The organism is Microvirga sp. GN3 (genome assembly GCF_055792825.1).
The window spans coordinates 98,632-119,884 of record NZ_JBVVAK010000005.1; the positions used below are offsets into that span (position 1 = coordinate 98,632).

The following is a 21,253-nucleotide window of genomic DNA, read 5'->3' on the forward strand; positions in this document are numbered from 1 at the left end:
GTTTACATTGAAACCGTTGCGCCCGTCACCCCTCGAACAGGAAGCGGGCGTTTACTAAGAAATTGCTTTGGATCCCCGAATGGCAGGGCAACTTGCCGCACGATATGTTCTATTGTTGACCTACCGTGGTAAGAATGAGGCAGAACACCTTTGAAGGTTTCCTCATGACTGCCTCTCTTCATGCGGATGGATCGCTTCCCGCATTGCAAAGCTCACCCATGTCCTTCTCCGGACAGGGCCGCGAATTTCTGAAGCTTCTGATCACCGGAAGTCTTTTCCAGATTCCGACATTTGGCTTTTATCGCTTCTGGCTGATCACGAAATTGCGCCGCCATCTGTGGGTCAATACTCAGATCGAGGGCGAGGCGTTCGAGTATACCGGCACGGCCAAGGAACTGCTCATCGGCTTTCTCATCGCCCTAGCCGTTTTGGTGCCGCTCTATATTGCGTACGCGCTTCTCGGTGTCATTCTCGAGGAGCAATACGCGTTCGCCAGCGTGCCGCTCGTCGTCATCATGTATGTGCTTGCCCACTTCGGCGGCTATCGCGCCCGCAAATATCGCGCAAGCCGCACGGTTTTCCGCGGCGTGCGCTTCTGGATGAAGGGATCGGGCTGGGCCTATGCCGCCAGGGCGGTTCTCTGGGATCTCGCGATGCTTCTCACCCTCGGTCTCGCCCTGCCATGGGCGATGGCCGCGCTCGAGCGCTACCGGATGCGCCACACGTTTTTCGGCAGCATCCAGGGCGGGTTTGCGGGAACCGGCTGGACGCTTTTCAAGCGCGGTTGGTGGGTTTGGGCCCTCGGCCTCGTTCTGCTGGCCTTTACCTTTTTCGTATTCGTCATTTCGACCCACATTGCCACGGGGAGCGGCAGGCCCGCCTTGCTGGCCATCACCTTTTTGCTGAGTCTGCTCATTCTGAGCCTCCTGCCGCTCGCGTTGGCCATCTTCACCCGTTGGCACATCGATGGATTGCGCTTCGGCGACGTCACGGCGGTTAGCGATTTTCGGATCGGCACCTATTACGGCCTGTTTTTCAAGCTGATTTTCTCGTCTCTCGGCTTCCTGTTGGCCTTCGGCCTCGTGGCCGGATTGCTGGGCTTCGTCTTTGCCGCTGTTTTCAAAGAAGCGATAGCGGCAGCAGAGGGCTTTTCCTGGGTTTCGGTGAGTGCCGGTGTTCTGGTGGCCATCGGGTATCTCGTGGCCTTGCTCGGACTCGGCGTCCTTCAGCGCTACTTCCTCGGGCGCGGGCTGTGGGCTGCCATCGTGACTTCAACGACGATCACCAATCTGCATTCTATCGATGCGGCCGTGGCGGCCGGCAAACCGGCCGGCGTTCTGGGAGAAGGACTGGCCGACGCTCTCGATTTCAATGTCGACATATGAGGTCAGTCATGGCGGGTGCGGTGTTCTATGACGGCGAGAGCGCCCGTCGAAGAACGGTTTCCCTAAACGTTACCGCGTCCGCCATCGACATTCATGAAGGCCCTGAATGGATTGCGTCCTGGCCTGTCGGCGAAGTCAGACGGCGTGATGCCCCTGAGGGAATCATACGGCTCACGCGGGACGGCGCATCCGATCTGGCACGACTCGACATCGCCGATGCTGAGATGAAGGCTGCCATTCGCCTCCATTGTCGGCATCTCGATACATCCGATCATCGGGAGCGGACAGGTTGGATCCTGTTCTGGTCGTTCGCCGCTACCGCGTCGATCCTGTTCTGCGTCTTCGTCCTGCTTCCCATCCTGGCGGATCGGCTGACGCCGCTCATCCCCGTTTCCTACGAGCGCCGCCTCGGTACGGCGGTCGACAATCAGGTGAGAGCAATCTTCGATGACAAGATATGCGAGGAGCCTCGCGGCCTTGCAGCCTTAAAAGTGCTCACGGAACGCCTGCAGAAGGCACAGGATCCGCCGGTGGAAGTCGATATCGCAGTCTTGCAATCGAAGATTCCGAACGCCATCGCTCTGCCCGGTGGGAGGATCTATCTGTTCGAGGCTCTGCTCGACAAAGCTCAATCATCCGACGAGATCGCCGGCGTGCTGGCTCACGAAATGGGGCATGTCGCCCATCGCGACGGGCTCCGGACAATGATCCGGGCCGGCGGCACCTCCTATCTGCTCGGTCTGCTGCTCGGCGATGTGACGGGCGGCGGCGCCATCGTGGTCGTCAGCCGCTATCTCATCGACAGTGCCTATTCCCGCGAGGCGGAAGCGGCGGCGGACGATTTCGCCGGGAAGACCATGGCAGCCGTCGGACGCCCGGCCCGCGGGATGGCCCTGCTGCTCAAGCGGATCGAGGGGGACAGAAAGAGTGATGGGAACGATTCCGAGATCCTGGCTTTTCTGTCCACTCACCCCGTCACCGACCAAAGGCTGAAAGCTTTGGAAAAACAGGTGCCATCCCAGCAAGGCGAGCCGCTTCTCGATCAAGAGGAGTGGCGCGCGCTCAAAGAGATTTGTAAGACGACCTGATGCGCCGTCTCATCATCGAAGAACCGGTTTCCCGCCCGGCGAAGTGGTCCCCCACGCTGGCATGGTTCGCGCTTGTCGTGACCGTGCTGGCGGTGCTGCTGATCCGCTTCAACCGGATCGATTACCAATCGGGCTTTATCGTACTTGGGACTGGCACCGCCATCGCGCTCCTCGCGGTCGGCATGGCCTTCATGGGCTTCGTGCGCATCTGGCAGGAGGGGCGTCAGGGGCTGGGAAGCGCCATCAAGGGGCTTTTCATCGCGGCGATCGTTCTCGCCTATCCGGGCTTCATGGCGCTCAAGGCCGCGACCTTGCCGCCGATCGCCGATGTCAGCACCGATACAGACGACCCGCCGGCCTTTTCTCGCTCACGGGCCGCGCTCCAGGCTCGCGAGGGCCGAGTTCCCCCCGACGTTTCGGCGGAGGCGCGGGAGATGCAGCGTGCCTCCTATGTGCAGATCGCGCCGCTCACGCTGGATATCGGCCCGGAGGAAGCTTTCACCATCGTTCAGAAGGCGGCCCAGAATCTCGGTTGGCAGGTGATCGAGGCCGTCCCGCCTGGAGGACGCGTTGGATTGGGCAGGCTCGAAGCGGTCGACCGTTCGCTTGTGCTCAAGATGCCGAGCGACATCACGGTGCGGGTCCGTCCGCGTGTCGATGGCACACGCATCGATATCCGGTCGGCTTCCCGCTTCGGCAACCACGATTTTGGCATCAATGCGGGATATATCCGCGACTTCCTTGAGGAGGCCTCGAACCTCGCGATCGCGGTACGCTGATCAGGCCAGTCGATATTCGCTGTCGAGAGCGGGAATGCCATCAACGGCCGCCTTTCCCTTGGCGACCAGATCCTCCAGATGCGCGAAGACCGAGAGCCCAGCGGCTCCGACGAGCGCCGGATTCAGGCCCTGATAGATTGCGGCCACGATCTCGGGGATCGTCCGGTCACCGGCTTTCAGTCGATTGAGAATCGAGGCCTCGCGCTGGCGCCGGTGATGGATGAGGGCGCGCACGAAACGCTGAGGCTCCTGCACCGGGCCGCCGTGACCGGGCCAATAGAGATTTTCCTCGCGGCCCTTCAGCTTGTCGAGGGACGCCATGAAGGCGCTCATCGATCCGTCCGGCGGCGCGACCACCGTCGTGGACCAGGCCATCACATGGTCGCCCGAGAACAGCGCCTTCTCCTCGGGCAGCACGAAGGCAAGGTGGTTGGCCATGTGTCCCGGCGTGGCGAGCGCCTCCAGGGTCCAGCCGGGACCTTCGACGGCATCGCCCTCGCGCAGTTCCCAGTCGGGCACGTAATCCTTGTCGGAACTGGCCTCAAGCGAATTGACCTCGCCCGTGAACAGGGGGCGGGCACTGTGATGTGGTGCGCAGCCGACGACCTCGGCCCCCGTGGCGGCCTTGATGGCACGGGCGGCGGGCGAGTGGTCCTTATGGGTATGGGTGACGAGGACATGGGTGACGGTCTCGCCTCGCACGGCGTCGAGAAGCGTCTCGATATGGCCGAGCACGTCGGGGCCCGGATCGATGATGGCGACGTTTCCTGAGCCGACGATATAGCTGCAGGTGCCCGTAAACGTGATCGGGCCCGGATTGCTGGCGACGATTCGGCGGACGAGGGGGCTCACCCGCACACATTCGCCCGATTGGGCCGGAGGGCGGATGTCGAAGGTGAGATCGTCGGCCATGCAGGAATCCTCATGGATGCGATTGGAAGCGTCTGGCGCTTCCTAACCATCGTCAATCCAGCCGCAAGGGTTTTTATCCCGCCCCGGACCATTGGATTAATGGTGTCCACAGCGCCCGGAAATGCCCGAACCGTCGCTTGAGGCACGAGCCAGACCTCCCTATAAGGCTTCATGAGCCGCCGCGCGAATGGCGGAACGATCTGGAGATTCAATTCATGACGACCGGCGTTTCTTCGCTGTCTTCTCCGTCGACCCTCGTCGGCCTCCTCTGGCCGTCCCGGGACGATGCCCGCTTCGCCGCCCTTCGCGCCATCGTGCTGATGGTTGTCGGTACGGCGCTTCTCACCGTGTCGGCCAAGGTTCAGGTGCCGCTGCCTTACGTTCCCATGACATTGCAGACCCTGGTCGTGCTGATCATCGGCGCGTCCTACGGCTGGCGCCTCGGCGGCGCGACCGTGGGTCTCTATTTGCTCGAGGGTGCCATGGGCATGCCGGTTTTCGCGGGCCCGACCGCCGGTATCGGCTATCTGATGGGTCCCACCGGCGGCTTCCTCTTCGGCTTCCTGGCTGCAGCCATCGTGATGGGCTTCATGGCCGAGCGCGGTTGGGACCGTTCGCTCCCGCGTGTCATCGTCATGATGACCATCGGCCACGCCGTGATCTTCGCCTTCGGCTTGGCGCAACTGTCCCTGGTCATGCCCTTCGCCAAGGCCTGGACCGTGGGCGCTGCCCCGTTCGTGGCTGCTACCCTCGTGAAGACCGCTCTGGCCGTGGCCCTGATGCAGGCAGCCTGGTCGATCACCCGTCGCGGCGGCAAGGCCTGATCGGGCCTTCAAGGATAAAGTTTTCGGAAGCCGCCTTCGGGCGGCTTCTTCATTTTGGGAATTTGCTTGCAGGAGTTGGAGGCAGCTGAGCTTTATCAGCCGACCGAATGCACCAGACGGAGCTTGGGCTTCGCTTTGGTCGTGCCATAGAGGAAGGTGATCTCCGCCCACTCCTCATCGCCACTGCCTTCCTCGATGCGGTAGCCCATCTGCTTGGCGATGGCCTCGACCTGGCTGAGGTTCGACCGCGAGATCCAGCGGGAAAATTCGCCCAATCCCTGATCCATCAGAACGGCAATCATGCCGATCTCGACGCCTTGATCGAAATCCTCGCTGCGGCCAGGAAAACGCAGTCGCAAACCGTCGTCCAGATGGATATGTCGCATAATGGGAAGCCCCCAAATCACCCTTTCCGGGCACCTTTTGTTGGAAAGTATCAAGGAACGCGCATTGCCGGAAGGCGGCATGGACGCGCATCTCCCATCCTGCCTCGAGCGAGAGGGGAACTTGCCCGGCAAGCCGCTCATTAGCCCTGCGATCGGTTTGAAATCAGGAGGCCTCTCATGGCCGAACGCAGGATCACCGCCTTCTTCGACAGCTACGATGAAGCCGCACGGGCGGTAAAACGGCTGGAGGTCGCACATATTCCGAATTTCGAGATCAGTCTCGTCTCCAACAACTCCAACGATGCCTACACGCATCATGCGACGCGCTCCTTCGACGAGGACGGCTCCTCCCATGAATTCGCTGGTGCTACAGCGGCCGCTGGTACGGTTGCCGGGGCAGGAGCCGGCCTCCTGGCAGGGCTCGGTACGGTGGCCATTCCGGGCTTCGGGCCCGTGGTCGCGGCGGGATGGATCGTCTCGACCCTCATCGGCGCAGGCGCCGGGGCTGCAGTCGGTGGTCTCGCGGGAGCGCTGGTCGATGCGGGGCTCAGCGACGAGGATGCGCAGAATTACGCCGAAGGCGTTCGTCGTGGCGGAGCGCTCGTGACCGTGAAGGTCGATGAGGCACAGATGGACAGGGTGGTGAAGATTCTCGACGACGAGGGCGAGATCGAGCCGAGCGAAGAGGAAAGGGTAAAGGATGAGGCTCCGGCGCCTCCGATCGGCGCTGCAGCCTCGACCACGACGGGCTTGACGACGGATCTCATGCCGATCCCCGTCGACGAGGATGATGGCGATCACACACTCCATGTCGAACTGGAGGATGAGCGCCTTCGCCGCTCAACGGGCACGAGGTCTGAATAGGAGAAAGGCGAGAGCCATGAGGTGCCTCTCGCCTTCTATTTGGTCAGTTCACTTGATCAGGCTGCACGACCGTTGCGCAGGATGCGATCCAGGCTCCATGCGCCGCCGCCGGCTGCTGCAATGAACAGAAAGACGAAGCAATAGAGAATGGCCGCATCGCCGCCGTTCAGAACGGGATAGAAGCTGCGCGGAGCATGAGCAATCCAATAAGCGGCGGCCATCAGACCCGAGAGGACGAAAGCGACCGGACGCACGAACAATCCAGGGACCAGAAGCGCTCCACCCACGATTTCCAGAACACCGGCGATCCAGGGCAGGCTGAAGGCTGCCGGTCCGGGATTGGGAGAGACCGGGAAGCCCAAAAGCTTCTGCGTGCCATGCGCCATGAAGATGAGCGCGGCAACGATGCGCAGGATGCTGAGAAGGCGTGGTGCCCAAACGGTCTCGAGCTGAGTGGTGTTCATCAAGGGGTCTCCAAGCTAAAAAGATTCAGCGGTCGGCTTCGCCGATCCGCTCATGAGCGCAACTCCGATACAAGTTCAGCCTGGATCTTCCCACCCCTTAAAGCGCAGCTTCCGGTAACGAATTGCTTACCACGTTGCCAACACGGTTTGATCCACCGTAGGGCTCAGGCGTTTCTCCTACGCCAACAGAAAAGGAGGCTTTTATGACCATCCTCGATCCGAAAACCGGACAACTCGTCACCATCGATCTCACCTCCAAGCCGCGCCGCGCGTGAGGCGGCTCGCTGTAATTGCCGGCAAGCAGTGAGATCTGAATTCAAGCCATCCAAAATACTCTCCTTCTCCCACTTTTTTGATCGACTTCTCCGCTGATCAGCGGCGCAACGCGCCATATTTAACTTCGAGCGGCATGGGCTCGTGACCTAACGCACATCGAAAATGTGCCATCTTGTAGATAGTCGAAGGGCCAGAACCCTTGCTCCGCAACGGCATTGGCTAACAGGAATGGATTCATTCGAGCGCCAAGGCCGAGGTTTTTGGCTGACTGATCAGCAACCGGAGCGTTGGCGCTCGACCTTTTGAAGAGATCGACAGTTGAGGAGAGTCGGATGGCTCTGACAGGACGTTTTAATCTTCGTAAAACCTTGACCGGCCGCATCGTTCTGCAGGTTGAGGAGGAGGTGACGGGCTTTTGGAGACGGATGTTCGGCAAGGCCAAGCTGCACCGCCGCTGGCGTGACGCCAATGTGCTGGATCTTGCAGCCCCGGAATTGCGAAGCCTCGTCGATCTGCGCTTCCGCCCGCGCTACATGCCTCAGACCAACGAGACGCCGCAGGACTTGCCCAAGTCACCGCGTCAGCTCGAGGCAATGCCAGCCCAAAGCCTTCACTATGAGACCTACCGCGAAGACGGGCGCTTCTCGACGCACTAGCAGCGGCCGCAAGGGAGTGGAAGCTCCGATGAGCGTCCCAGCGTGCGCATCACATGGCGAGCGTCATTAATCCCACCAGTCGCGGGGACCTTGTTTACAGCGGTATCCGACAAAACAAAGCGGCGATTCACGGCTCGGCACATATGCTGCCTGTGCATATTCTGTCACATCGCAGAATGTGCGGTCGCGAACAAACCGATCATAGGTACTGCCGCCGGTGCCCAGGACAATTGCACCTCTTGCGAACACTAACTGGCGACTTGCGCCGCACGGCATGTCCACCGTCGAAGGGCGTGTTTGAGCCTGGGCAGTGGTCGCCAACAAGGTAAGAGACAACGCGACTACACCCTTCTGCATTGTCGCCTCCTGGTGCCTGCGCTTCCAAGTGCCGATTGCCTAGACCAATACTCTGCTTGCAGAGTTGCTGGAAGATCGATCTGCCATCAATTCTGCTTGAGTTCGAGTTGTCTTGGGACCTTGGGGCGATAACGGTGCCACTTCTCGTCCAGGATTCAAATTTTCGAAGGTTACTCCCACGGCGTACGCTCCATGGCGGCCTTCGCAACGGATACTGACTCAATCCGCTATTCCTCAGGCCCAGCCCTGACGGATCAGCCCTTGAACTCGAGGATGGCGGCGGGATCGCGAGGGTCGATCGGAAGTACTGGAGAGAGAGGTAATTAGGACATTCATCCCAAGCGGTTCATGAAGCGGTCCGCGAAAAATCCGCCCCAGTCGGGGGTCAGATTATAACTCTCTGATGATATCGAGGAAAATGGTCGGAGTGGCAGGATTTGAACCTGCGACCCCCACGTCCCGAACGTGGTGCGCTACCAGACTGCGCTACACTCCGACACCGAAAATTCTCGGGAGGCCGGTCTTATAGCGGCGAGGTGGGAGCGCCGCAAGGGGAGAATTGAGCCTTTCTTGCAGATAAATGTCTCCTTGCAAAACGCTGTTGCCAGCCGCCATCGGGCCGATTATGTACACGCCACACTATTGGGGCGTCGCCAAGTGGTAAGGCAGCGGTTTTTGGTACCGCCATTCCCAGGTTCGAATCCTGGCGCCCCAGCCATTCTCAACTGAATAATTCAGTCTCCTCCTAGAAAACTCGCAGATTCCTCGTCCGGGATTGTCGCCGGCGCGGCCTTGTTCGTTAAAACGATGTGCGCGGCCTCAGTGCAGAGGGGGCCCAAACTCATCTCTCACGTCGACAAAGGCTTACTTCTGAGAGGAGATGACGCGCCTGCGGATCGGGGCGAGGCAACATTCCGCTGGAGGGCCCCGGTCGAACGGGAGATCCGCCAGTTGCTCTAAACTCATGCGTTGCAGGGCCGGATGGGACAAAGGATCGCCGCTCCAGTCATCCGCGTCCCGTTGCCGGGGGCGGTTGCGGAGAAGCTGCTTTGCTATAGCGAAGGGGTTTAACATCTCTGCATCATGCGCCCATTCTCGCCTTCGAGGGATGGTTTTTCTCTGCATGAGGCTATAGAAAAACTATATGCGAAACTTGAGCCGGTTCCATCTCACGGGCCTGCGCGCCGCCGAGGCGGCGGGCCGATTAGGCAGCCTGAGGGCGGCGGCCGACGAACTCGGCGTCACCATCGGGGCCGTCAGCCAGCAGATCCTGAAGGCCGAGGAGCAGTTCGGACGGTCCCTGTTCGAGCGTCTGCCGAAAGGCCTGAAGCCGACGCCGTTCGGGCAGGACATCCTGAAATACCTGAACGCTGGATTCGCAGAGATTTCGGCCGGACTTGCTCTCGCTGAACGCCGCCGCGACGATGTGCTGACGGTGTCCGTGGCACCCGTCTTCGCAAGCAAGTGGCTGGTGTGGCGCCTGCAGCGTTTTCACGAGCAGTATCCCGATATCCGCATCCGCATCGATGCAGATGTGGCGCTCGTCGATCCGGATACATCGGATGTGGACGTGTGCATCCGGGTCGGTTGGGGCAATTGGCCCCATGTGAAAGCGGAGAAGCTGATCGATCAGCGTATCTTCCCCGTCTGCAGTCCACCGCTTGCCAAGGGACTGCAAAAGCCCGCCGATCTTGCCGGCGTTCCCATCATCCGCGAGCCGACGCCCATGTTCGGCTGGAACGATTGGCTCGGCCCGAACGGTCTCGACGAGTCGATCCTGGGAGACGGGCCGGTCTTCTCGGACGCCTCGCTCTGCCTCGATGCCGCGGTTGCGGGGCAGGGGGTGTTTCTGGCGTGGGAAACGCTGGCAGGAGACGCCATCGCTTTCGGGCGTCTCTCGGCTCCTTTCCCGGACCACTATGCCACGGGTATCGCCTATTGGTTCGTCACGTCCAAAACCCTGCCGCAGACGCGGGCGGTATCAGCCTTTCACGACTGGCTGAAAGGCGAACTGGCGAGCATGGAGAACTGATTGCGCTTGGCGAGGCGGCTCTGCATGGTTGAATAGTTTGCTTGGAGTCCCTTGTTTATTGAATGGATGAATGGCCGTGCGGAACGCGCACAGCCATTCATGATTTCTGTCGAAAGGTTATCCGACCCGAGGGCGAAGCGGAGTGGCAGAACCGTGGCCGAGAGTCAGGGGCTTCATCGCGAAAGCACCGTCGCCGATCAGGACATGCGCAAGGGCGGCGATCGCAAGAAAAGCGGGATATTCCCAGCCGCCATTGGGAGCGTTGAACACCCAGCCGTTCGGGGCATGCACGAGCACAGCGCCCAGGAGAATCGGCAGCAGGACAATAGATACTGCGCGACCATAGAAGCCCAGCAGAATGGCAAGGCCGCCGATCAGTTCGGCCAGGATGATGGGCCATGCCAGGAAGGCAGGGAAGCCGACCTGCGAGAGGAAGCCGGCAAAGCCCGGAACCGTAAAGACGGCAATCTTCAGATAGGCATGGGCGATGAACATGATGCCAAGAGCCGCACGCAGGGCGAAAGCACCATAGGGAGCAAGGCGGATATCGATCATGGTTTTGTCTCCAGGACCCCTGTGGTCCGTGTGCCAAGAACCTGATCTTTTCGCCCATGCAATGCAATGGCGCAGAATGCAGCCATTGCATTGCATAATTGCAATAAATGCCCTCTCACAAGGGCAGGTTGGTCGCCGCTGTTCCTCGCACGCGACCGAATTGCGCCGAAAGATGCTTCAGCCCAGTGACGACGACCGTGGCGAACGCCCTTCGAGCGGGTAGGCGGGGTCATTGTATCCGGGGCTGGAAGGATGCCCGGTCGCGACGAGGCGGTCGACCAGCGCTTCGTCCTCGGCCGTGAAGCGATAGTCGAGGGCCTTCAGGTAATCGTCCCACTGCTCCTCCGTGCGCGGACCTGCGATCACGGCAGTGATGAAGCGATTGTTCAGCACCCATCCCACCGCGAACTGGCCTGCGGTGATCCCACGCGCCTCGGCATGGCGCTTGATGTCCTGCGCGATCTGCAGGGATTCCGGACGCCACTCGGTCTGCATCATCCGCTTGTCCTGCCGACCGGCGCGGCTCATCTCCGGCGGCGGAGCATCGGGGCTGTACTTGCCCGTGAGGACACCGCGTGCGAGCGGCGAGTAGGGCACGACGCCGAGGCCATAATAGTCGCAAGCCGGCAGATGCTCGACCTCCGGCATCCGGTTCATGGCGTTGTAATAGGGCTGGCTCACCACCGGACGGTCGATGCCGAGATCGTCGCAGAGGCGGCAGATCTCAGCCACGCGCCAGGCCCGATGGTTCGAGACGCCGAAATACCGGATCTTGCCTTGGCGCACGAGGTCGCCCATGGCGCGCACCGTCTCCAACAGAGGCGTCGTGTGATCTTCTTTATGGAGATAGTAGATATCGATCCAATCCGTGCCGAGGCGCCGCAGGCTTGCCTCTGCGGACTCCATGATGCGCCGACGCGAGAGACCGCTCTCGTTGGGGCCTTGCCCGGTCGGGTTGGCGACCTTCGTGGCGAGCACCCAATGGGAGCGATGCGCCTTGATCGCGCGTCCCGTGATCTCTTCGGACAGGCCGCCGTTGTAGACATCGGCCGTGTCGATGAAGTTCACACCCGCCTTATGTGCCTTCGCAATGATGCGCGCGGAGAGAGTTTCGTCCGTCGGACCGCCGAACATCATCGTGCCCAGGCAGATCGGCGAGACCTTGAGGCCGCTCCGGCCCAGGCTGCGGTAATCCATGTGAAGCTCCATCATCTTTGTGTGTTGGACGATAACGTGATTGGTCCGACATCCCTATGACCAGAGAGCATGAGACCTTTCACCGCTGAACATGCGAGGCAGCTTGATCATCACGACCACTATAGCGGTCGCACATCTCTCTCCGGATTCTTACCGCAAGTCGGTTGGGATCGAGATCCACATCGTCCTCCGTGACCACGGAACCCGCAGCGACGTCACGGGTCAGGCGGACGCCGTGCGCAATGCCGATGGGCAGCATGCGCCGAGCCTTGCTGCGTGCCGCTGGCGCAAGCCGTCCATAGACGGTGTAGCCGCCTTCGCCGTCGAGACTTTCCCCCGCCTTGAGATTGCGCTTGGCAACCGCCACTGCATCGCCACGCCATGCCCGGCATGAGCCCGTCGGCTCACCGCGCAGCGCGGCGCTCAGAACGGAGATGGACAATTCGAGGCCGATCAGATGGAAGGGCTTGTACATGGCCGCATAGCGGCCGGTCGAATCCGTGGGAAGGCCATATTGCTTGAAGCAGGCTGCCGCATAGTCGCTAGGAGCTTTCAAAATTACATAGACACCCCAGCGCAGATCCCGGAATACCGGCCTGCCATCGCGCTCGAGTGAAGACACCACCTCCACCATGCCATCGTGGTCGAGTTGACCGCCGACAGCACGGGGGCGCAGGACATGAGCGAGATCGTCGACACCGCAGGGCGGGAAGAGCAATCCGTCCTCCGGCACGTCGAGGTCGCAGGCATTCGCGATGGCGGCCATTTCGATGGCGGATTTGGTGCCATCGAGGAAGGAGTTGAACATCTGCGGATTCATGCCCGCAGCTTTGGCCTGCTCCGGCGTCAGGCCATAATGGGTCCAGACACCGTCCGGAGTGACCGCGTGGTAGGCCGGCAGGTATTTCGTTCCTTTGCCCGCCGCAGCGACCGTGAATCCCGCGGCACGGGCCCAATCCACCATCTCCGACACGAGTGCAGGCTGGTCGCCATAGGCCATCGAATAGACGATGCCGCGCTCCCGCGCCTTCTCGGCGAGGAGGGGACCTGCCAGGACATCGGCCTCCACATTGACCATGACGATGTGCTTGCCGGCCTCGATGGCCGCCAGCGCATGCTTGATTCCCGCCTCGGGATGGCCGGTCGCTTCGATCACCACCTCGACATCATCCGCCGTGCAGGCCTCCCTTCCATCGGTGGAGAAGCGCGTGTTCGCAATTCTCACCTCGTCCCAGCCGACAGTCCGGCAGGCCTCACGGGCTCGGTCCGGATTGAGATCGACGATCATCGCGACCTCGAGCCCAGCGATGGTCGGCACCTGGGCGAGAAACATCGAGCCGAACTTGCCGGCGCCGATGAGCGCCACGCGAACGGGGCGGCCTGCATCAAACCGTTGACGGAGCAGTGCTGACAGGTTCATGGCGTCTTGCCTCTTATGCTGCGCTTTCTCGTCCGGTCAGGCTCGAAGCTGAAGGCGTGCAAGTCAATGGGCTTCGCTTGGTCTCAAAAACTTGATGAGACGTGCGACATGTTTCCTTGTCACGGACGCTGCCCTCCGCGAGTATCGGCCGGTCACATTGCGCGAGGTCGGACATGGATCGCCGCCACTTCATCGCACTCGCCGGATTGACCGCTCTCGGAGGCTCCCGCGCTCTGGCCCAGCATGCGGAGCACAATGCGCCGCTGCCCGAGGCGGCACCCTCGCCGGATCCCTATACCCGCCTGCAGGGCGGCGTGCCGCATCATCTGACGCCCGAGCAGGAGGCGCAGCGCGTGACCGACAGCCCGGCTCCGGCCGGTGGGCAGGGACGATGGGTCTCTCGTGCGGCGCTGCCCATTCCGCGCAGCGAGATGGCCTGGGCCACGGTTCTGAACGATCGTATGCACATCGTCGGCGGCTATGGCGAGGGTCGGGTCGACCGCGCTTATCACCACGTCTACGATCCTGCCTCGGATCGCTGGTTCAACGCCGCCCCACTGCCGCGCGGAGCCAACCATGTGGCGGTCGCGGCCGATGCCGGGCGGGTCTATGCCTTGGGCGGGTTCATTGAGCAGAACCGCAATCCCGACCCCAATGCTTATGTCTACGACGCGACTGCGGACCGATGGTCGACGATTGCGCCGCTGCCCCGTCCGCGTGGTGCGGCTGCAGCCGTGGTGCTCGATGGCAAAATCCATCTGATCGGCGGAGCCTCGCTACCGGTTGCGGAGAGGGCCAGCGTCGGCTGGCATGAGGTCTACGATCCGCAGACCGACCGTTGGACGCAAGCCAAGGCACTGCCCGGTGCTCGGGATCACGTGGGTTGTGTTGCTCATAACGGTGTCATTCACGTCATCGGCGGACGCTTCAACACCTTCGAGTACAACACCAACCTGCATCATGTGTATCTGCCGGCCAAGGACACATGGGAAGAGCGATCCCCACTCCCGACTGCCCGTTCAGGGCACGGGCTGGTGATCTATCGGAACCGGCTTTTCGCCATGGGCGGCGAGGCGGGACGCATCGAGCAGGGAAGGCCGATTCAGGCCAAGGTCTTCGGGCAGATGGAAAGCTACGACCCCGCCACCGATACATGGCAGCATCACGCACCGATGACGACGCCGCGGCATGCGGTCGGCGCCACCGTGATCGGCGACTGGATCTATGTGGCCGGAGGCGGCGCCGTGCTCGGCGGCTCGGTCCAATCCGCCGTGCACGAAGCCTTCACGCTCGGCTGACGGATTACCGCCCCGGCAAAGCCCCGAGAGCCGTCAGTTCCGCCTCGGCCTGGGCGACTGAAATTGCTCCGGGCTTGAGTCCTTCTCGTGCCATGCGGGCTCCCAACTCCGTGAAGTAGGTGTTCGCAGGCACCGATACGCCGTGAAGGCGTCCGAGCAACACGATTTCGCCGTTGAGGTAATCGGTCTCGATCGATCCGCCGCCGCGCGCAAGGCTCTGCGTCGTCGAGCTGCCCAAGCGGTCGATGCCGGCGATCGGCTGCTGCTTCATCAACTGTGCCCTGCGGGCATCGGCGGCGCCAACATCCAGCCACGGGATGCCGGCTGCCTTGTAGGCAGCTTCAGCCTCGGCCCGAAGCAACGCTTCCAGGTGCTTGAAATCGGCATCGAGGCCGAGCGCGGCCTGCAGGATGTTGCTCAGGTTGAGAAGCAGCTTGCCGTATTTGCTCTGCATCACGTCCTGCGAGACGAAGGCCGCGACATTGGCCGCCTCTAGAGCTTTCGCGAGCTTGATGTCGTAATCGTTGCTGCCGCCGGGATAGCGCCCGATGTCGAAGATGCCGTGACGCGGCACGGAAAAGGCGCTGACCTCGCCGGGTGCCGAAATGGCAGCCGGCATCATCACCGTCACGCCATGTACCTCAGGGAAATAGCGGAGAGCCAGTCGCTCGTTGGTCACACCGTTCTGAACGCAGAAAATTGGCTGCCCGGTGACGCCTGCGGCGCGCAGACGATCGAGCGCGGCAAGTGTATCCTGGGTTTTCATCGTCAGCAGGATGGCGTCATTCGGTCGGAAGTCGATTTCAGACGGATCGGACACGCAGGGAAACTGCGCCCTTGCGGTCTTCTCCGGCGTACGCAGAAACAGCCCATCGGCCTGGATGGCCTTGAGCTGAGCGCCCCGCGCAATGCCGATTACCTCCTGCCCCGAGGGCGTCAGGGCCGCGGTGACGGTTCCACCAATTGCGCCGACGCCATAGACAATGATCCGCATGATGTTCCCCGCGTGAACGTTGGATGGATAGGAAAGACGACTCCAACATCCTTAAACGCGATATCCCGCGTCTTCCAGCGTTTCGAACAAGGCAGTAGATATCAGTCCCGTGCTGCCCAGACCATGCCGCGGCGCAGGATGGTGCGCATCTCTGGCACATCGAACTCCCTCGCCACATGGCCGAGGGAGCTGTAGAAGACGCGGCCCTGACTGTGGCGGCGCTTCCAGACGACCGGCATGACGACGCCTTCGATCCAGGGGGCATGCTCGCCCGAGAAAGTGGTCGTGGCGAGAACCTCGTTCGAGAGGTCCACATGCATGTAATACTGCTCGGAATGGTAGTCGAAGTCCTGGAGGCCCTGCATGACCGGATCGTCGGGGCGGGTGATGTTCACTCGGTAATCGATGATGTTGCCGGGATGGGCCACCCATTGCCCGCCGCACATGAACTGATATTCGACCGCCTCGCGGAAGGCATCGCCCATGCCGCCGTGAAAGCCGGCCAGGCCGGTTCCTTCACGGACGGCCTCGGAGAGGTTGGCAACCTCCTCCTTTTCAATCTTCGACATGGTGTAGATCGGAACGATGAGACTCATCGTGGAGAGCTGCGGGCTGGCAAAGGCTTGGGTCGAGTTTTCCAGGTGAACCTGAAAACCCTCCTCCCGCAGCATATCGGCCACGATCGCAGCGCACTGCTCCGGCTCATGGCCGTGCCAGCCGCCCCACACGATGAGTGCTTCGCGCATCGTCCGTTCTTTCTGTCGATAGGTTCGCTCTCAGGCCGCAGACGCTGTCTGGGGCAAGCCCTTCCAGAGAATGGCCGCGTCGGCATCCTCCAGGACGGCCGGCCGTTCGAGGGTCGTCGTGATCGCCCGAGGCTGTCCCGTCGCCGCTCCTTCGAGGATGCTGTGCATGACCTCCAGAACATGCAGACCGAGGCGACCGCTGGAGCGGTGCGGGGTGCCGTTCAGCACAGCGCTCGCGAGGTCGGCGAGGCCGAGTGCGCGGTAGTTCGCCTTGTTCGGAATATCAGGAGCCCAGTTGGGCGAACGCCAATTGGGAGAACCCAGCGGCATCTCGCTCGAGTCGACGGCGCGCCAATCACCACCGCGTTCGGTGATTTCCACTTGGCCGCCGAAGAAGTTCGGATCCGGCACCCGCAGCGAACCTTCCGAGCCGTAGATCTCGATGGCCGGATGGCTGTGCTTCCACACATCCCAGCTCATGCAGAACGTCACTTGCGCGCCCGAGGCGAATTCGAGCAGCGACATCACATGCGTCGGTGTCTCGACCGGGATGCGATGGCCCTTGCGCGGCGATTCCGATGTCACGATGCGCTCGGGGAAGCCGATGCTCGACATGGCGAAGACGCGTTGGACCGGACCGATCAGATTGATGAGAGTGCTCAGATAATACGGCGCCATGTCGAGGATCGGGCCGCCACCGGGCTTGAAGAAGAATTCCGGATCCGGATGCCAGTGCTCCATGCCATGCGACATCAGGAACGCCGTTCCAGAGAGGATATGCCCGATCTTGCCATCATCGACGAGATTACGGGCGAGGCGTCCGCCGGCGCCGAGGAAGGTGTCGGGGGCGCAACCGAGATAGAGGCCACGCGCTTCCGCCTCGTCGACGAGCTTGCGTCCCTGCTCAAAGTCGACCGCGAGCGGCTTTTCCGAAAAGACATGCTTGCCGGCGGTGAGCGCTGCGAGTGAGACGCCGAAGTGAGCGCTTGGAATGGTGAGATTGACCACGAGATCGATGTCATCGCGAGCCAGAAGCTCGTCGACCGAAAGCGCCTCGACGCCGTGCCGGCTCGCCTGAGCCTGCGCCACCTCCGGCTTCATGTCCGCACAGGCGCGCAGGGTAAGGCCGCGATAGGCGGGGATATTCTGAAGATAGATGCCCGAAATATTGCCGCATCCGATGATGCCGACGTTAAGGGAGTTCATGATTGTTAGTCCTCGATAGTGCGCAGGAAGGCGAAGCTGTTGCGGGCCGTCGCGGCCGGGTCTGCCGGTTTGTCGTGCTCGACCACCATCCATTCGGCGCCGGCCTCGCGGCATACGCGCCAGAGCTCGCGCCAGTTCAGCACGCCTGAGCCAACATCGGCCCAGCCGTCCTGATCCTCGTTTTGTCCAGCCGGTGCGATGTCTTTCACGTGAGCGGCCGTGATCCTGCGGCGATAACGGTCGATCCATTCCTCGGGATCGGCGCCGCCACGCACGAGCCAGGCCACATCGACCTGCCAGGTGAGGGGGCTCGAGCCGGCCGCTTCGAAGATCAGTTCGAGGGCGGTCTTCGTGCCGTCCTTCGGCTTCAGCTCCCAATGATGGTTGTGGTAGCCGAGACGGATGCCCTTTGACTGAAAGCGCTCCGCGATCTGCCCCAATTCACGGCCGAGCGAGCGCCAGCCGTCGGCGGCCATGTCCCGCTCCTCCGGCGGAACGGCCGGCATGTAGAGATGCGTGAGACCCAGTGTCTTGCAGGCATCCACGATGACATCGGGCTTCTCGCGTAAAGCCGCCATGCTGACATGGCTGGAGGAGGCCTTGAGACCGCGGGCATCGAGCTTCGCGCGGACCTCCGCTGCCTTGTCGAGATGCGAGCCGACTGTCTCCACATGGCGATAGCCGGCATCGGCCACCGTATCGAGGATCAGGTCGAGATCCTCCAGGAATCGCAGCGTGTAGAGTTGAATGGAAAGACTATCCGTGACGCTCATGGGGTCCTCAGAGTTCAAATGATGGCAGGCGCAACAGGCCATGCAATGCAGTCTGTCACGATGTTGGTGTGGTTACAGGCGCTCGCCGGTCTCGGCCGAGAAGAGAGACACCTGCGTGGGATCGACGTGGAGCGTCAGGCTCTCGCCCGGTGTCGCCTTGCGGCTGCCAGTGGTACGCACCTGGACCGAGCCGACAGGATCGCTGCACCAGATCACCGTGTCGGCGCCCATGGGCTCGACGATGTCGACCTTGAACCCCGGCCACGTGCCGTTACTCGCAATCTCCAGATGCTCCGGCCGAACACCGAGCACGACCTCCTGCCCGGCCGAGGGCGAGGCAGAAAACTGATATGCCGAGAGCGACAGGCGGCGGTCGCCGGCGAGGAAGCTGAGGCCCTCGCCGGTGTTCTCGATCCGGCCCTTGATGAAGTTCATCTGCGGCGATCCGACAAAGCCCGCGACGAACAGGTTGGCCGGACGGTGATAGATCTCGTCGGGCGTGCCGATCTGCTGGATCTTCTGCTCCTTCATGACCACGATCCGGTCGGCCAGTGTCATCGCCTCGATCTGATCGTGCGTGACATAGACCATGGTGGTCTTGCCGAGACGGGCATGCAGACGCTTGATCTCGACCCGGAGTTCGTTTCTCAGCTTGGCATCGAGGTTGGAGAGAGGTTCGTCGAACAGGAACACGGCGGCGTCGCGCACCAATGCACGACCGATGGCAACACGCTGGCGCTGGCCGCCGGAGAGCTGGTCCGGGCGACGGTCGAGAAGGGGCGTGATCTGCAGCAGTTCCGCGGCCTTGGTCACACGCTTCTCTATCTCGGGCTTCGGCGTTTTCGCCATCTTCAGGCCGAAGGACATGTTTTCGCGCACGCTCATGCGCGGGTACAGGGCATAGGACTGGAACACCATGGCGATGCCGCGATCCTTGGGCTCCTCCCAGGTCACGTTCTTGCCGTTGATCCAGATCTGCCCCTCGGCAACGTCGAGCAGACCTGCGATGGCATTAAGCAGGGTGGACTTGCCGCAGCCCGAAGGTCCGAGCAGGACAATAAATTCGCCCTCGGCGATATCGAGGGAGAGGCCGTCGAAGACCTGAACGGCCTCGAATGCGACGGTGACATCACGCACGGAAACGGTCGACATGCCTTATCCCTTCACAGCGCCGGCGGCGATGCCGCGGACGAACCAGCGTCCTGAGACGAAGTAGACGACGAGGGGAACGAGTGCCGCGAGCATGGTCGCTGCCATGTCCACGTTGTAGGCGCGCTCGCCCTGCGTCGAGTTCACGATATTGTTGAGCTGCACGGTCATGGGCAGGTTCTCGCGGCCCGCGAAGGTCAGGCCGAAGATGAAGTCGTTCCAGATGCCGGTGACCTGCAGAATCGTCGCAACCACGATGATGGGCGTCGACATGGGCAGGATCACCCGGAAGAAGATCGACCAGAAGCCGCCGCCATCGATGCGCGCCGCCTTGAACAACTCGATGGGAAGGCCTGCATAATAATTGCGGAACAGGAGCGTCATCGTCGGCAACCCGAAGATGACATGCACCAGAACGATGCAGGCGAGAGAGTTGTAGATTCCGGTCAGCGAAAAAATCCGCACCAGGGGATAGAGAAAGACTTGGTACGGGATGAAGGCGCCGAGCAGCAGGATGCCGAACATGACGTTGGCGCCCTTGACCCGCCAGAACGACAGGGCATAGCCGTTGATGGCGCCGGCGATGATCGAGAAAATCACCGACGGGATCAGGATCCGCACCGAGTTCCAGAATCCGACGCTGATGCCGTTGCATTCAAGCCCGGTGCAGGCGGAGGACCAAGCCTTGCTCCAGGCCTCGAAGGTCATGGCGGCGGGTACAGCGAGAATGTTGCCGAGCCTGATCTCATCCATGGGCTTGAGCGAGGTCATGACCATGATCCAGAGCGGCAGCAGGAAGAACAGTGCTGCCGTTACCAGGAAGGCATAGACGCCGATGCGGCCTGCTGTGAGGTGTTGCGGGCGACGGCCCTGAGGCACTGGGGGGGTCATGCGTGCCTCCCTTCGGAGCGGACGTAGCGAGCATAGACCCAAGGGGCCAGCACAATCACGACGGTGATCAGCATGATCGTCGCGGCGGCTGTTCCGAGACCGATGTTGTTACGCTCGAACAGGTGATCCATGACGAATTTTGCCGGCACTTCGGTGGCGATACCGGGACCGCCCAAGGTCATGGCGACCACGAGGTCGTAGAGCTTCACGACGCCGGTTGCGAGCAGCACGACGGCTGTCACGACCATGGGGCGGAGCAGGGGAAGGACAACGGAGGTATAGACGCGCCAGGTCGGAATGCCATCGACCTTGGCCGCCTTCCAGAGATCTCTGTCCACTCCACGAAGGCCTGCGAGCATGATGGCCATGGTGAGGCCGGATCCGTGCCAGAGCCCGGCTATGACGATGGTGTAGATCGCCATCTTCTGATTCACGAGCCAGTCGAAGGTGAAGGTCTCGAAACCCATATCGCGCACGAGCTTTTGCAGGCCGAGGCCGGGATTGAGGAACCATTGCCACGCGACGCCGGTGACGACGAAGGACATGGAGAATGGATAGAGAAAGATCGTGCGGAAAAGGCCTTCGCCGCGCACGTTCTGATCGATGAAGACCGCGAGCAGGAAGCCGATGATAAGACAGCCCGAGATGAACAGCGCGCCGAAGATGACGATATTCTCGGCCGAGGTGAGAAAGCGGTCATTGGCAAAGAGGCGGGTGTATTGCGTCAGGCCAAACCAGTCGAGCTTGGGCAGGAGAGTCGAACTCGTGAACGAGAGCCGCACAGTCCAGAGCATGCAGCCAATGTAGACGACAAGGACAATGAGCGCGGTTGGCAGAAGGGCTATGGCGGCGGGCAGGCGTGTCCGTACGCTGCGTCGGACCTTCGTACCGCTCGGGCTAACGCCGGGAGCGCGGATCGAGATGGTATCCACCAGACAGGCTCCATTCAGAATGCTTCAAGATCCGTGACCGAAGCCTCGCCCCTGCAGGCAGGGGCGAGG

At 61.7% G+C, this 21,253-nt stretch carries 22 protein-coding genes and 2 tRNA genes; 9 read left to right on the forward strand and 15 right to left on the reverse strand.

Annotated features, from left to right (window positions below):
* Positions 1-164: 164 nt before the first annotated feature.
* The 3 genes from ACS5Q1_RS04580 to ACS5Q1_RS04590 are packed head-to-tail and all read left to right on the forward strand — an operon-like array spanning position 165 to position 3,252.
* Positions 165-1,385, forward strand: a complete 1,221-nt coding sequence (locus ACS5Q1_RS04580) for a YjgN family protein (protein ID WP_473097079.1) — start codon at positions 165-167, stop codon at positions 1,383-1,385.
* A gap of 8 nt (positions 1,386-1,393) precedes the next feature.
* Complete coding sequence (locus tag ACS5Q1_RS04585; RefSeq protein WP_473097080.1) at positions 1,394-2,473, forward strand: M48 family metallopeptidase; 1,080 nt, start codon at positions 1,394-1,396, stop codon at positions 2,471-2,473.
* The gene (locus ACS5Q1_RS04590) at positions 2,473-3,252 is read left to right on the forward strand and encodes a DUF1499 domain-containing protein (RefSeq protein WP_203440626.1); all 780 of its coding nucleotides are present in this window, start codon (positions 2,473-2,475) and stop codon (positions 3,250-3,252) included. The genes ACS5Q1_RS04585 and ACS5Q1_RS04590 overlap by 1 nt, the downstream gene beginning before the upstream one ends.
* On the opposite strand, the gene ACS5Q1_RS04595 is transcribed toward ACS5Q1_RS04590, so the two are convergent.
* On the reverse strand, positions 3,253-4,164 hold the full coding sequence (locus tag ACS5Q1_RS04595) for an MBL fold metallo-hydrolase (RefSeq protein WP_473097081.1): 912 nt from the start codon (positions 4,162-4,164) through the stop codon (positions 3,253-3,255).
* A gap of 215 nt (positions 4,165-4,379) precedes the next feature.
* On the opposite strand from ACS5Q1_RS04595, the gene ACS5Q1_RS04600 reads away from it, so the two are divergent.
* Positions 4,380-4,988: a biotin transporter BioY gene (locus tag ACS5Q1_RS04600; protein ID WP_203440624.1), complete on the forward strand. Its 609-nt coding sequence runs from the start codon at positions 4,380-4,382 to the stop codon at positions 4,986-4,988.
* Positions 4,989-5,083: 95 nt separating this feature from the next.
* Here the strand turns inward: ACS5Q1_RS04600 and ACS5Q1_RS04605 are convergent, their stop codons facing one another.
* Positions 5,084-5,455: a hypothetical protein gene (locus ACS5Q1_RS04605; protein WP_473097082.1), complete on the reverse strand. Its 372-nt coding sequence runs from the start codon at positions 5,453-5,455 to the stop codon at positions 5,084-5,086.
* Positions 5,456-5,551: 96 nt separating this feature from the next.
* Here ACS5Q1_RS04605 and ACS5Q1_RS04610 point away from each other — a divergent pair, with 96 nt between their 5' ends.
* Positions 5,552-6,238, forward strand: coding sequence for a hypothetical protein (locus ACS5Q1_RS04610; RefSeq protein WP_473097083.1), 687 nt, complete (start codon positions 5,552-5,554; stop codon positions 6,236-6,238).
* A gap of 56 nt (positions 6,239-6,294) precedes the next feature.
* Here ACS5Q1_RS04610 and ACS5Q1_RS04615 read toward each other — a convergent pair whose 3' ends face one another.
* Entirely contained in the window at positions 6,295-6,702 is a 408-nt protein-coding gene (locus ACS5Q1_RS04615) for a DoxX family protein (protein ID WP_203440621.1), read from the reverse strand.
* A gap of 608 nt (positions 6,703-7,310) precedes the next feature.
* Here ACS5Q1_RS04615 and ACS5Q1_RS04620 point away from each other — a divergent pair.
* Positions 7,311-7,634 carry a hypothetical protein gene (locus tag ACS5Q1_RS04620; protein ID WP_473097084.1) on the forward strand — a complete coding sequence of 108 codons (324 nt, stop codon included), beginning with the start codon at positions 7,311-7,313 and terminating at the stop codon, positions 7,632-7,634.
* A gap of 66 nt (positions 7,635-7,700) precedes the next feature.
* Here the strand turns inward: ACS5Q1_RS04620 and ACS5Q1_RS04625 are convergent, their stop codons facing one another.
* Both ACS5Q1_RS04625 and ACS5Q1_RS04630 read right to left on the reverse strand, forming a co-directional pair.
* On the reverse strand, positions 7,701-7,991 hold the full coding sequence (locus tag ACS5Q1_RS04625; RefSeq protein WP_473097085.1) for a hypothetical protein: 291 nt from the start codon (positions 7,989-7,991) through the stop codon (positions 7,701-7,703).
* 419 nt (positions 7,992-8,410) lie between these two features.
* Positions 8,411-8,487 (reverse strand) — tRNA-Pro (locus tag ACS5Q1_RS04630).
* Positions 8,488-8,634: 147 nt separating this feature from the next.
* Between ACS5Q1_RS04630 and ACS5Q1_RS04635 the strand changes: the two genes are divergently transcribed.
* Positions 8,635-8,709, forward strand: a tRNA-Gln gene (locus ACS5Q1_RS04635).
* Positions 8,710-9,135: 426 nt separating this feature from the next.
* Positions 9,136-10,023, forward strand: a complete 888-nt coding sequence (locus ACS5Q1_RS04640) for a LysR substrate-binding domain-containing protein (RefSeq protein ID WP_473097086.1) — start codon at positions 9,136-9,138, stop codon at positions 10,021-10,023.
* 117 nt (positions 10,024-10,140) lie between these two features.
* Here ACS5Q1_RS04640 and ACS5Q1_RS04645 read toward each other — a convergent pair whose 3' ends face one another.
* The 3 genes from ACS5Q1_RS04645 to ACS5Q1_RS04655 form a co-directional block, all read right to left on the reverse strand.
* Entirely contained in the window at positions 10,141-10,578 is a 438-nt protein-coding gene (locus ACS5Q1_RS04645; RefSeq protein ID WP_473097087.1) for a DoxX family protein, read from the reverse strand.
* Between the two features lie 177 nt (positions 10,579-10,755).
* Positions 10,756-11,775 carry an aldo/keto reductase gene (locus ACS5Q1_RS04650; RefSeq protein WP_473097088.1) on the reverse strand — a complete coding sequence of 340 codons (1,020 nt, stop codon included), beginning with the start codon at positions 11,773-11,775 and terminating at the stop codon, positions 10,756-10,758.
* Positions 11,776-11,854: 79 nt separating this feature from the next.
* On the reverse strand, positions 11,855-13,195 hold the full coding sequence (locus ACS5Q1_RS04655; protein WP_473097089.1) for an NAD(P)H-dependent oxidoreductase: 1,341 nt from the start codon (positions 13,193-13,195) through the stop codon (positions 11,855-11,857).
* Positions 13,196-13,368: 173 nt separating this feature from the next.
* Here ACS5Q1_RS04655 and ACS5Q1_RS04660 point away from each other — a divergent pair, with 173 nt between their 5' ends.
* Positions 13,369-14,493: a Kelch repeat-containing protein gene (locus ACS5Q1_RS04660; RefSeq protein ID WP_473097090.1), complete on the forward strand. Its 1,125-nt coding sequence runs from the start codon at positions 13,369-13,371 to the stop codon at positions 14,491-14,493.
* 4 nt (positions 14,494-14,497) lie between these two features.
* Here the strand turns inward: ACS5Q1_RS04660 and ACS5Q1_RS04665 are convergent, their stop codons facing one another.
* The 7 genes from ACS5Q1_RS04665 to ACS5Q1_RS04695 form a co-directional block, all read right to left on the reverse strand.
* Positions 14,498-15,487 carry a ketopantoate reductase family protein gene (locus ACS5Q1_RS04665; RefSeq protein ID WP_473097091.1) on the reverse strand — a complete coding sequence of 330 codons (990 nt, stop codon included), beginning with the start codon at positions 15,485-15,487 and terminating at the stop codon, positions 14,498-14,500.
* A gap of 101 nt (positions 15,488-15,588) precedes the next feature.
* Positions 15,589-16,233: a ThuA domain-containing protein gene (locus tag ACS5Q1_RS04670; protein ID WP_473097092.1), complete on the reverse strand. Its 645-nt coding sequence runs from the start codon at positions 16,231-16,233 to the stop codon at positions 15,589-15,591.
* 30 nt (positions 16,234-16,263) lie between these two features.
* Positions 16,264-17,439, reverse strand: a complete 1,176-nt coding sequence (locus ACS5Q1_RS04675) for a Gfo/Idh/MocA family protein (RefSeq protein ID WP_473097093.1) — start codon at positions 17,437-17,439, stop codon at positions 16,264-16,266.
* Positions 17,440-17,444: 5 nt separating this feature from the next.
* Positions 17,445-18,212 (reverse strand): sugar phosphate isomerase/epimerase family protein, encoded by a 768-nt coding sequence (locus tag ACS5Q1_RS04680; RefSeq protein WP_473097094.1) that lies wholly within the window; start codon positions 18,210-18,212, stop codon positions 17,445-17,447.
* Between the two features lie 72 nt (positions 18,213-18,284).
* Complete coding sequence (locus ACS5Q1_RS04685) at positions 18,285-19,364, reverse strand: ABC transporter ATP-binding protein (RefSeq protein WP_473097095.1); 1,080 nt, start codon at positions 19,362-19,364, stop codon at positions 18,285-18,287.
* Between the two features lie 3 nt (positions 19,365-19,367).
* Complete coding sequence (locus tag ACS5Q1_RS04690) at positions 19,368-20,252, reverse strand: carbohydrate ABC transporter permease (RefSeq protein ID WP_473097096.1); 885 nt, start codon at positions 20,250-20,252, stop codon at positions 19,368-19,370.
* Positions 20,249-21,184: a carbohydrate ABC transporter permease gene (locus ACS5Q1_RS04695; RefSeq protein WP_473097097.1), complete on the reverse strand. Its 936-nt coding sequence runs from the start codon at positions 21,182-21,184 to the stop codon at positions 20,249-20,251. Before ACS5Q1_RS04695 ends, ACS5Q1_RS04690 begins: the two co-directional genes overlap by 4 nt.
* Positions 21,185-21,253 lie beyond the last annotated feature (69 nt).

What these genes read in the sequence shown, in the direction of transcription:
- ACS5Q1_RS04580 (WP_473097079.1), top strand. Translation starts at nt 165, where the DNA reads ATGACTGCCTCTCTTCATGCGGATGGATCGCTTCCCGCATTGCAAAGC.
- ACS5Q1_RS04585 (WP_473097080.1), top strand. Translation starts at nt 1,394, where the DNA reads ATGGCGGGTGCGGTGTTCTATGACGGCGAGAGCGCCCGTCGAAGAACG.
- ACS5Q1_RS04590 (WP_203440626.1), top strand. Translation starts at nt 2,473, where the DNA reads ATGCGCCGTCTCATCATCGAAGAACCGGTTTCCCGCCCGGCGAAGTGG.
- ACS5Q1_RS04595 (WP_473097081.1), bottom strand. Translation starts at nt 4,164, where the DNA reads ATGGCCGACGATCTCACCTTCGACATCCGCCCTCCGGCCCAATCGGGC.
- ACS5Q1_RS04600 (WP_203440624.1), top strand. Translation starts at nt 4,380, where the DNA reads ATGACGACCGGCGTTTCTTCGCTGTCTTCTCCGTCGACCCTCGTCGGC.
- ACS5Q1_RS04605 (WP_473097082.1), bottom strand. Translation starts at nt 5,455, where the DNA reads ATGCCGCCTTCCGGCAATGCGCGTTCCTTGATACTTTCCAACAAAAGG.
- ACS5Q1_RS04610 (WP_473097083.1), top strand. Translation starts at nt 5,552, where the DNA reads ATGGCCGAACGCAGGATCACCGCCTTCTTCGACAGCTACGATGAAGCC.
- ACS5Q1_RS04615 (WP_203440621.1), bottom strand. Translation starts at nt 6,702, where the DNA reads ATGAACACCACTCAGCTCGAGACCGTTTGGGCACCACGCCTTCTCAGC.
- ACS5Q1_RS04620 (WP_473097084.1), top strand. Translation starts at nt 7,311, where the DNA reads ATGGCTCTGACAGGACGTTTTAATCTTCGTAAAACCTTGACCGGCCGC.
- ACS5Q1_RS04625 (WP_473097085.1), bottom strand. Translation starts at nt 7,991, where the DNA reads ATGCAGAAGGGTGTAGTCGCGTTGTCTCTTACCTTGTTGGCGACCACT.
- ACS5Q1_RS04640 (WP_473097086.1), top strand. Translation starts at nt 9,136, where the DNA reads ATGCGAAACTTGAGCCGGTTCCATCTCACGGGCCTGCGCGCCGCCGAG.
- ACS5Q1_RS04645 (WP_473097087.1), bottom strand. Translation starts at nt 10,578, where the DNA reads ATGATCGATATCCGCCTTGCTCCCTATGGTGCTTTCGCCCTGCGTGCG.
- ACS5Q1_RS04650 (WP_473097088.1), bottom strand. Translation starts at nt 11,775, where the DNA reads ATGGATTACCGCAGCCTGGGCCGGAGCGGCCTCAAGGTCTCGCCGATC.
- ACS5Q1_RS04655 (WP_473097089.1), bottom strand. Translation starts at nt 13,195, where the DNA reads ATGAACCTGTCAGCACTGCTCCGTCAACGGTTTGATGCAGGCCGCCCC.
- ACS5Q1_RS04660 (WP_473097090.1), top strand. Translation starts at nt 13,369, where the DNA reads ATGGATCGCCGCCACTTCATCGCACTCGCCGGATTGACCGCTCTCGGA.
- ACS5Q1_RS04665 (WP_473097091.1), bottom strand. Translation starts at nt 15,487, where the DNA reads ATGCGGATCATTGTCTATGGCGTCGGCGCAATTGGTGGAACCGTCACC.
- ACS5Q1_RS04670 (WP_473097092.1), bottom strand. Translation starts at nt 16,233, where the DNA reads ATGCGCGAAGCACTCATCGTGTGGGGCGGCTGGCACGGCCATGAGCCG.
- ACS5Q1_RS04675 (WP_473097093.1), bottom strand. Translation starts at nt 17,439, where the DNA reads ATGAACTCCCTTAACGTCGGCATCATCGGATGCGGCAATATTTCGGGC.
- ACS5Q1_RS04680 (WP_473097094.1), bottom strand. Translation starts at nt 18,212, where the DNA reads ATGAGCGTCACGGATAGTCTTTCCATTCAACTCTACACGCTGCGATTC.
- ACS5Q1_RS04685 (WP_473097095.1), bottom strand. Translation starts at nt 19,364, where the DNA reads ATGTCGACCGTTTCCGTGCGTGATGTCACCGTCGCATTCGAGGCCGTT.
- ACS5Q1_RS04690 (WP_473097096.1), bottom strand. Translation starts at nt 20,252, where the DNA reads ATGACCCCCCCAGTGCCTCAGGGCCGTCGCCCGCAACACCTCACAGCA.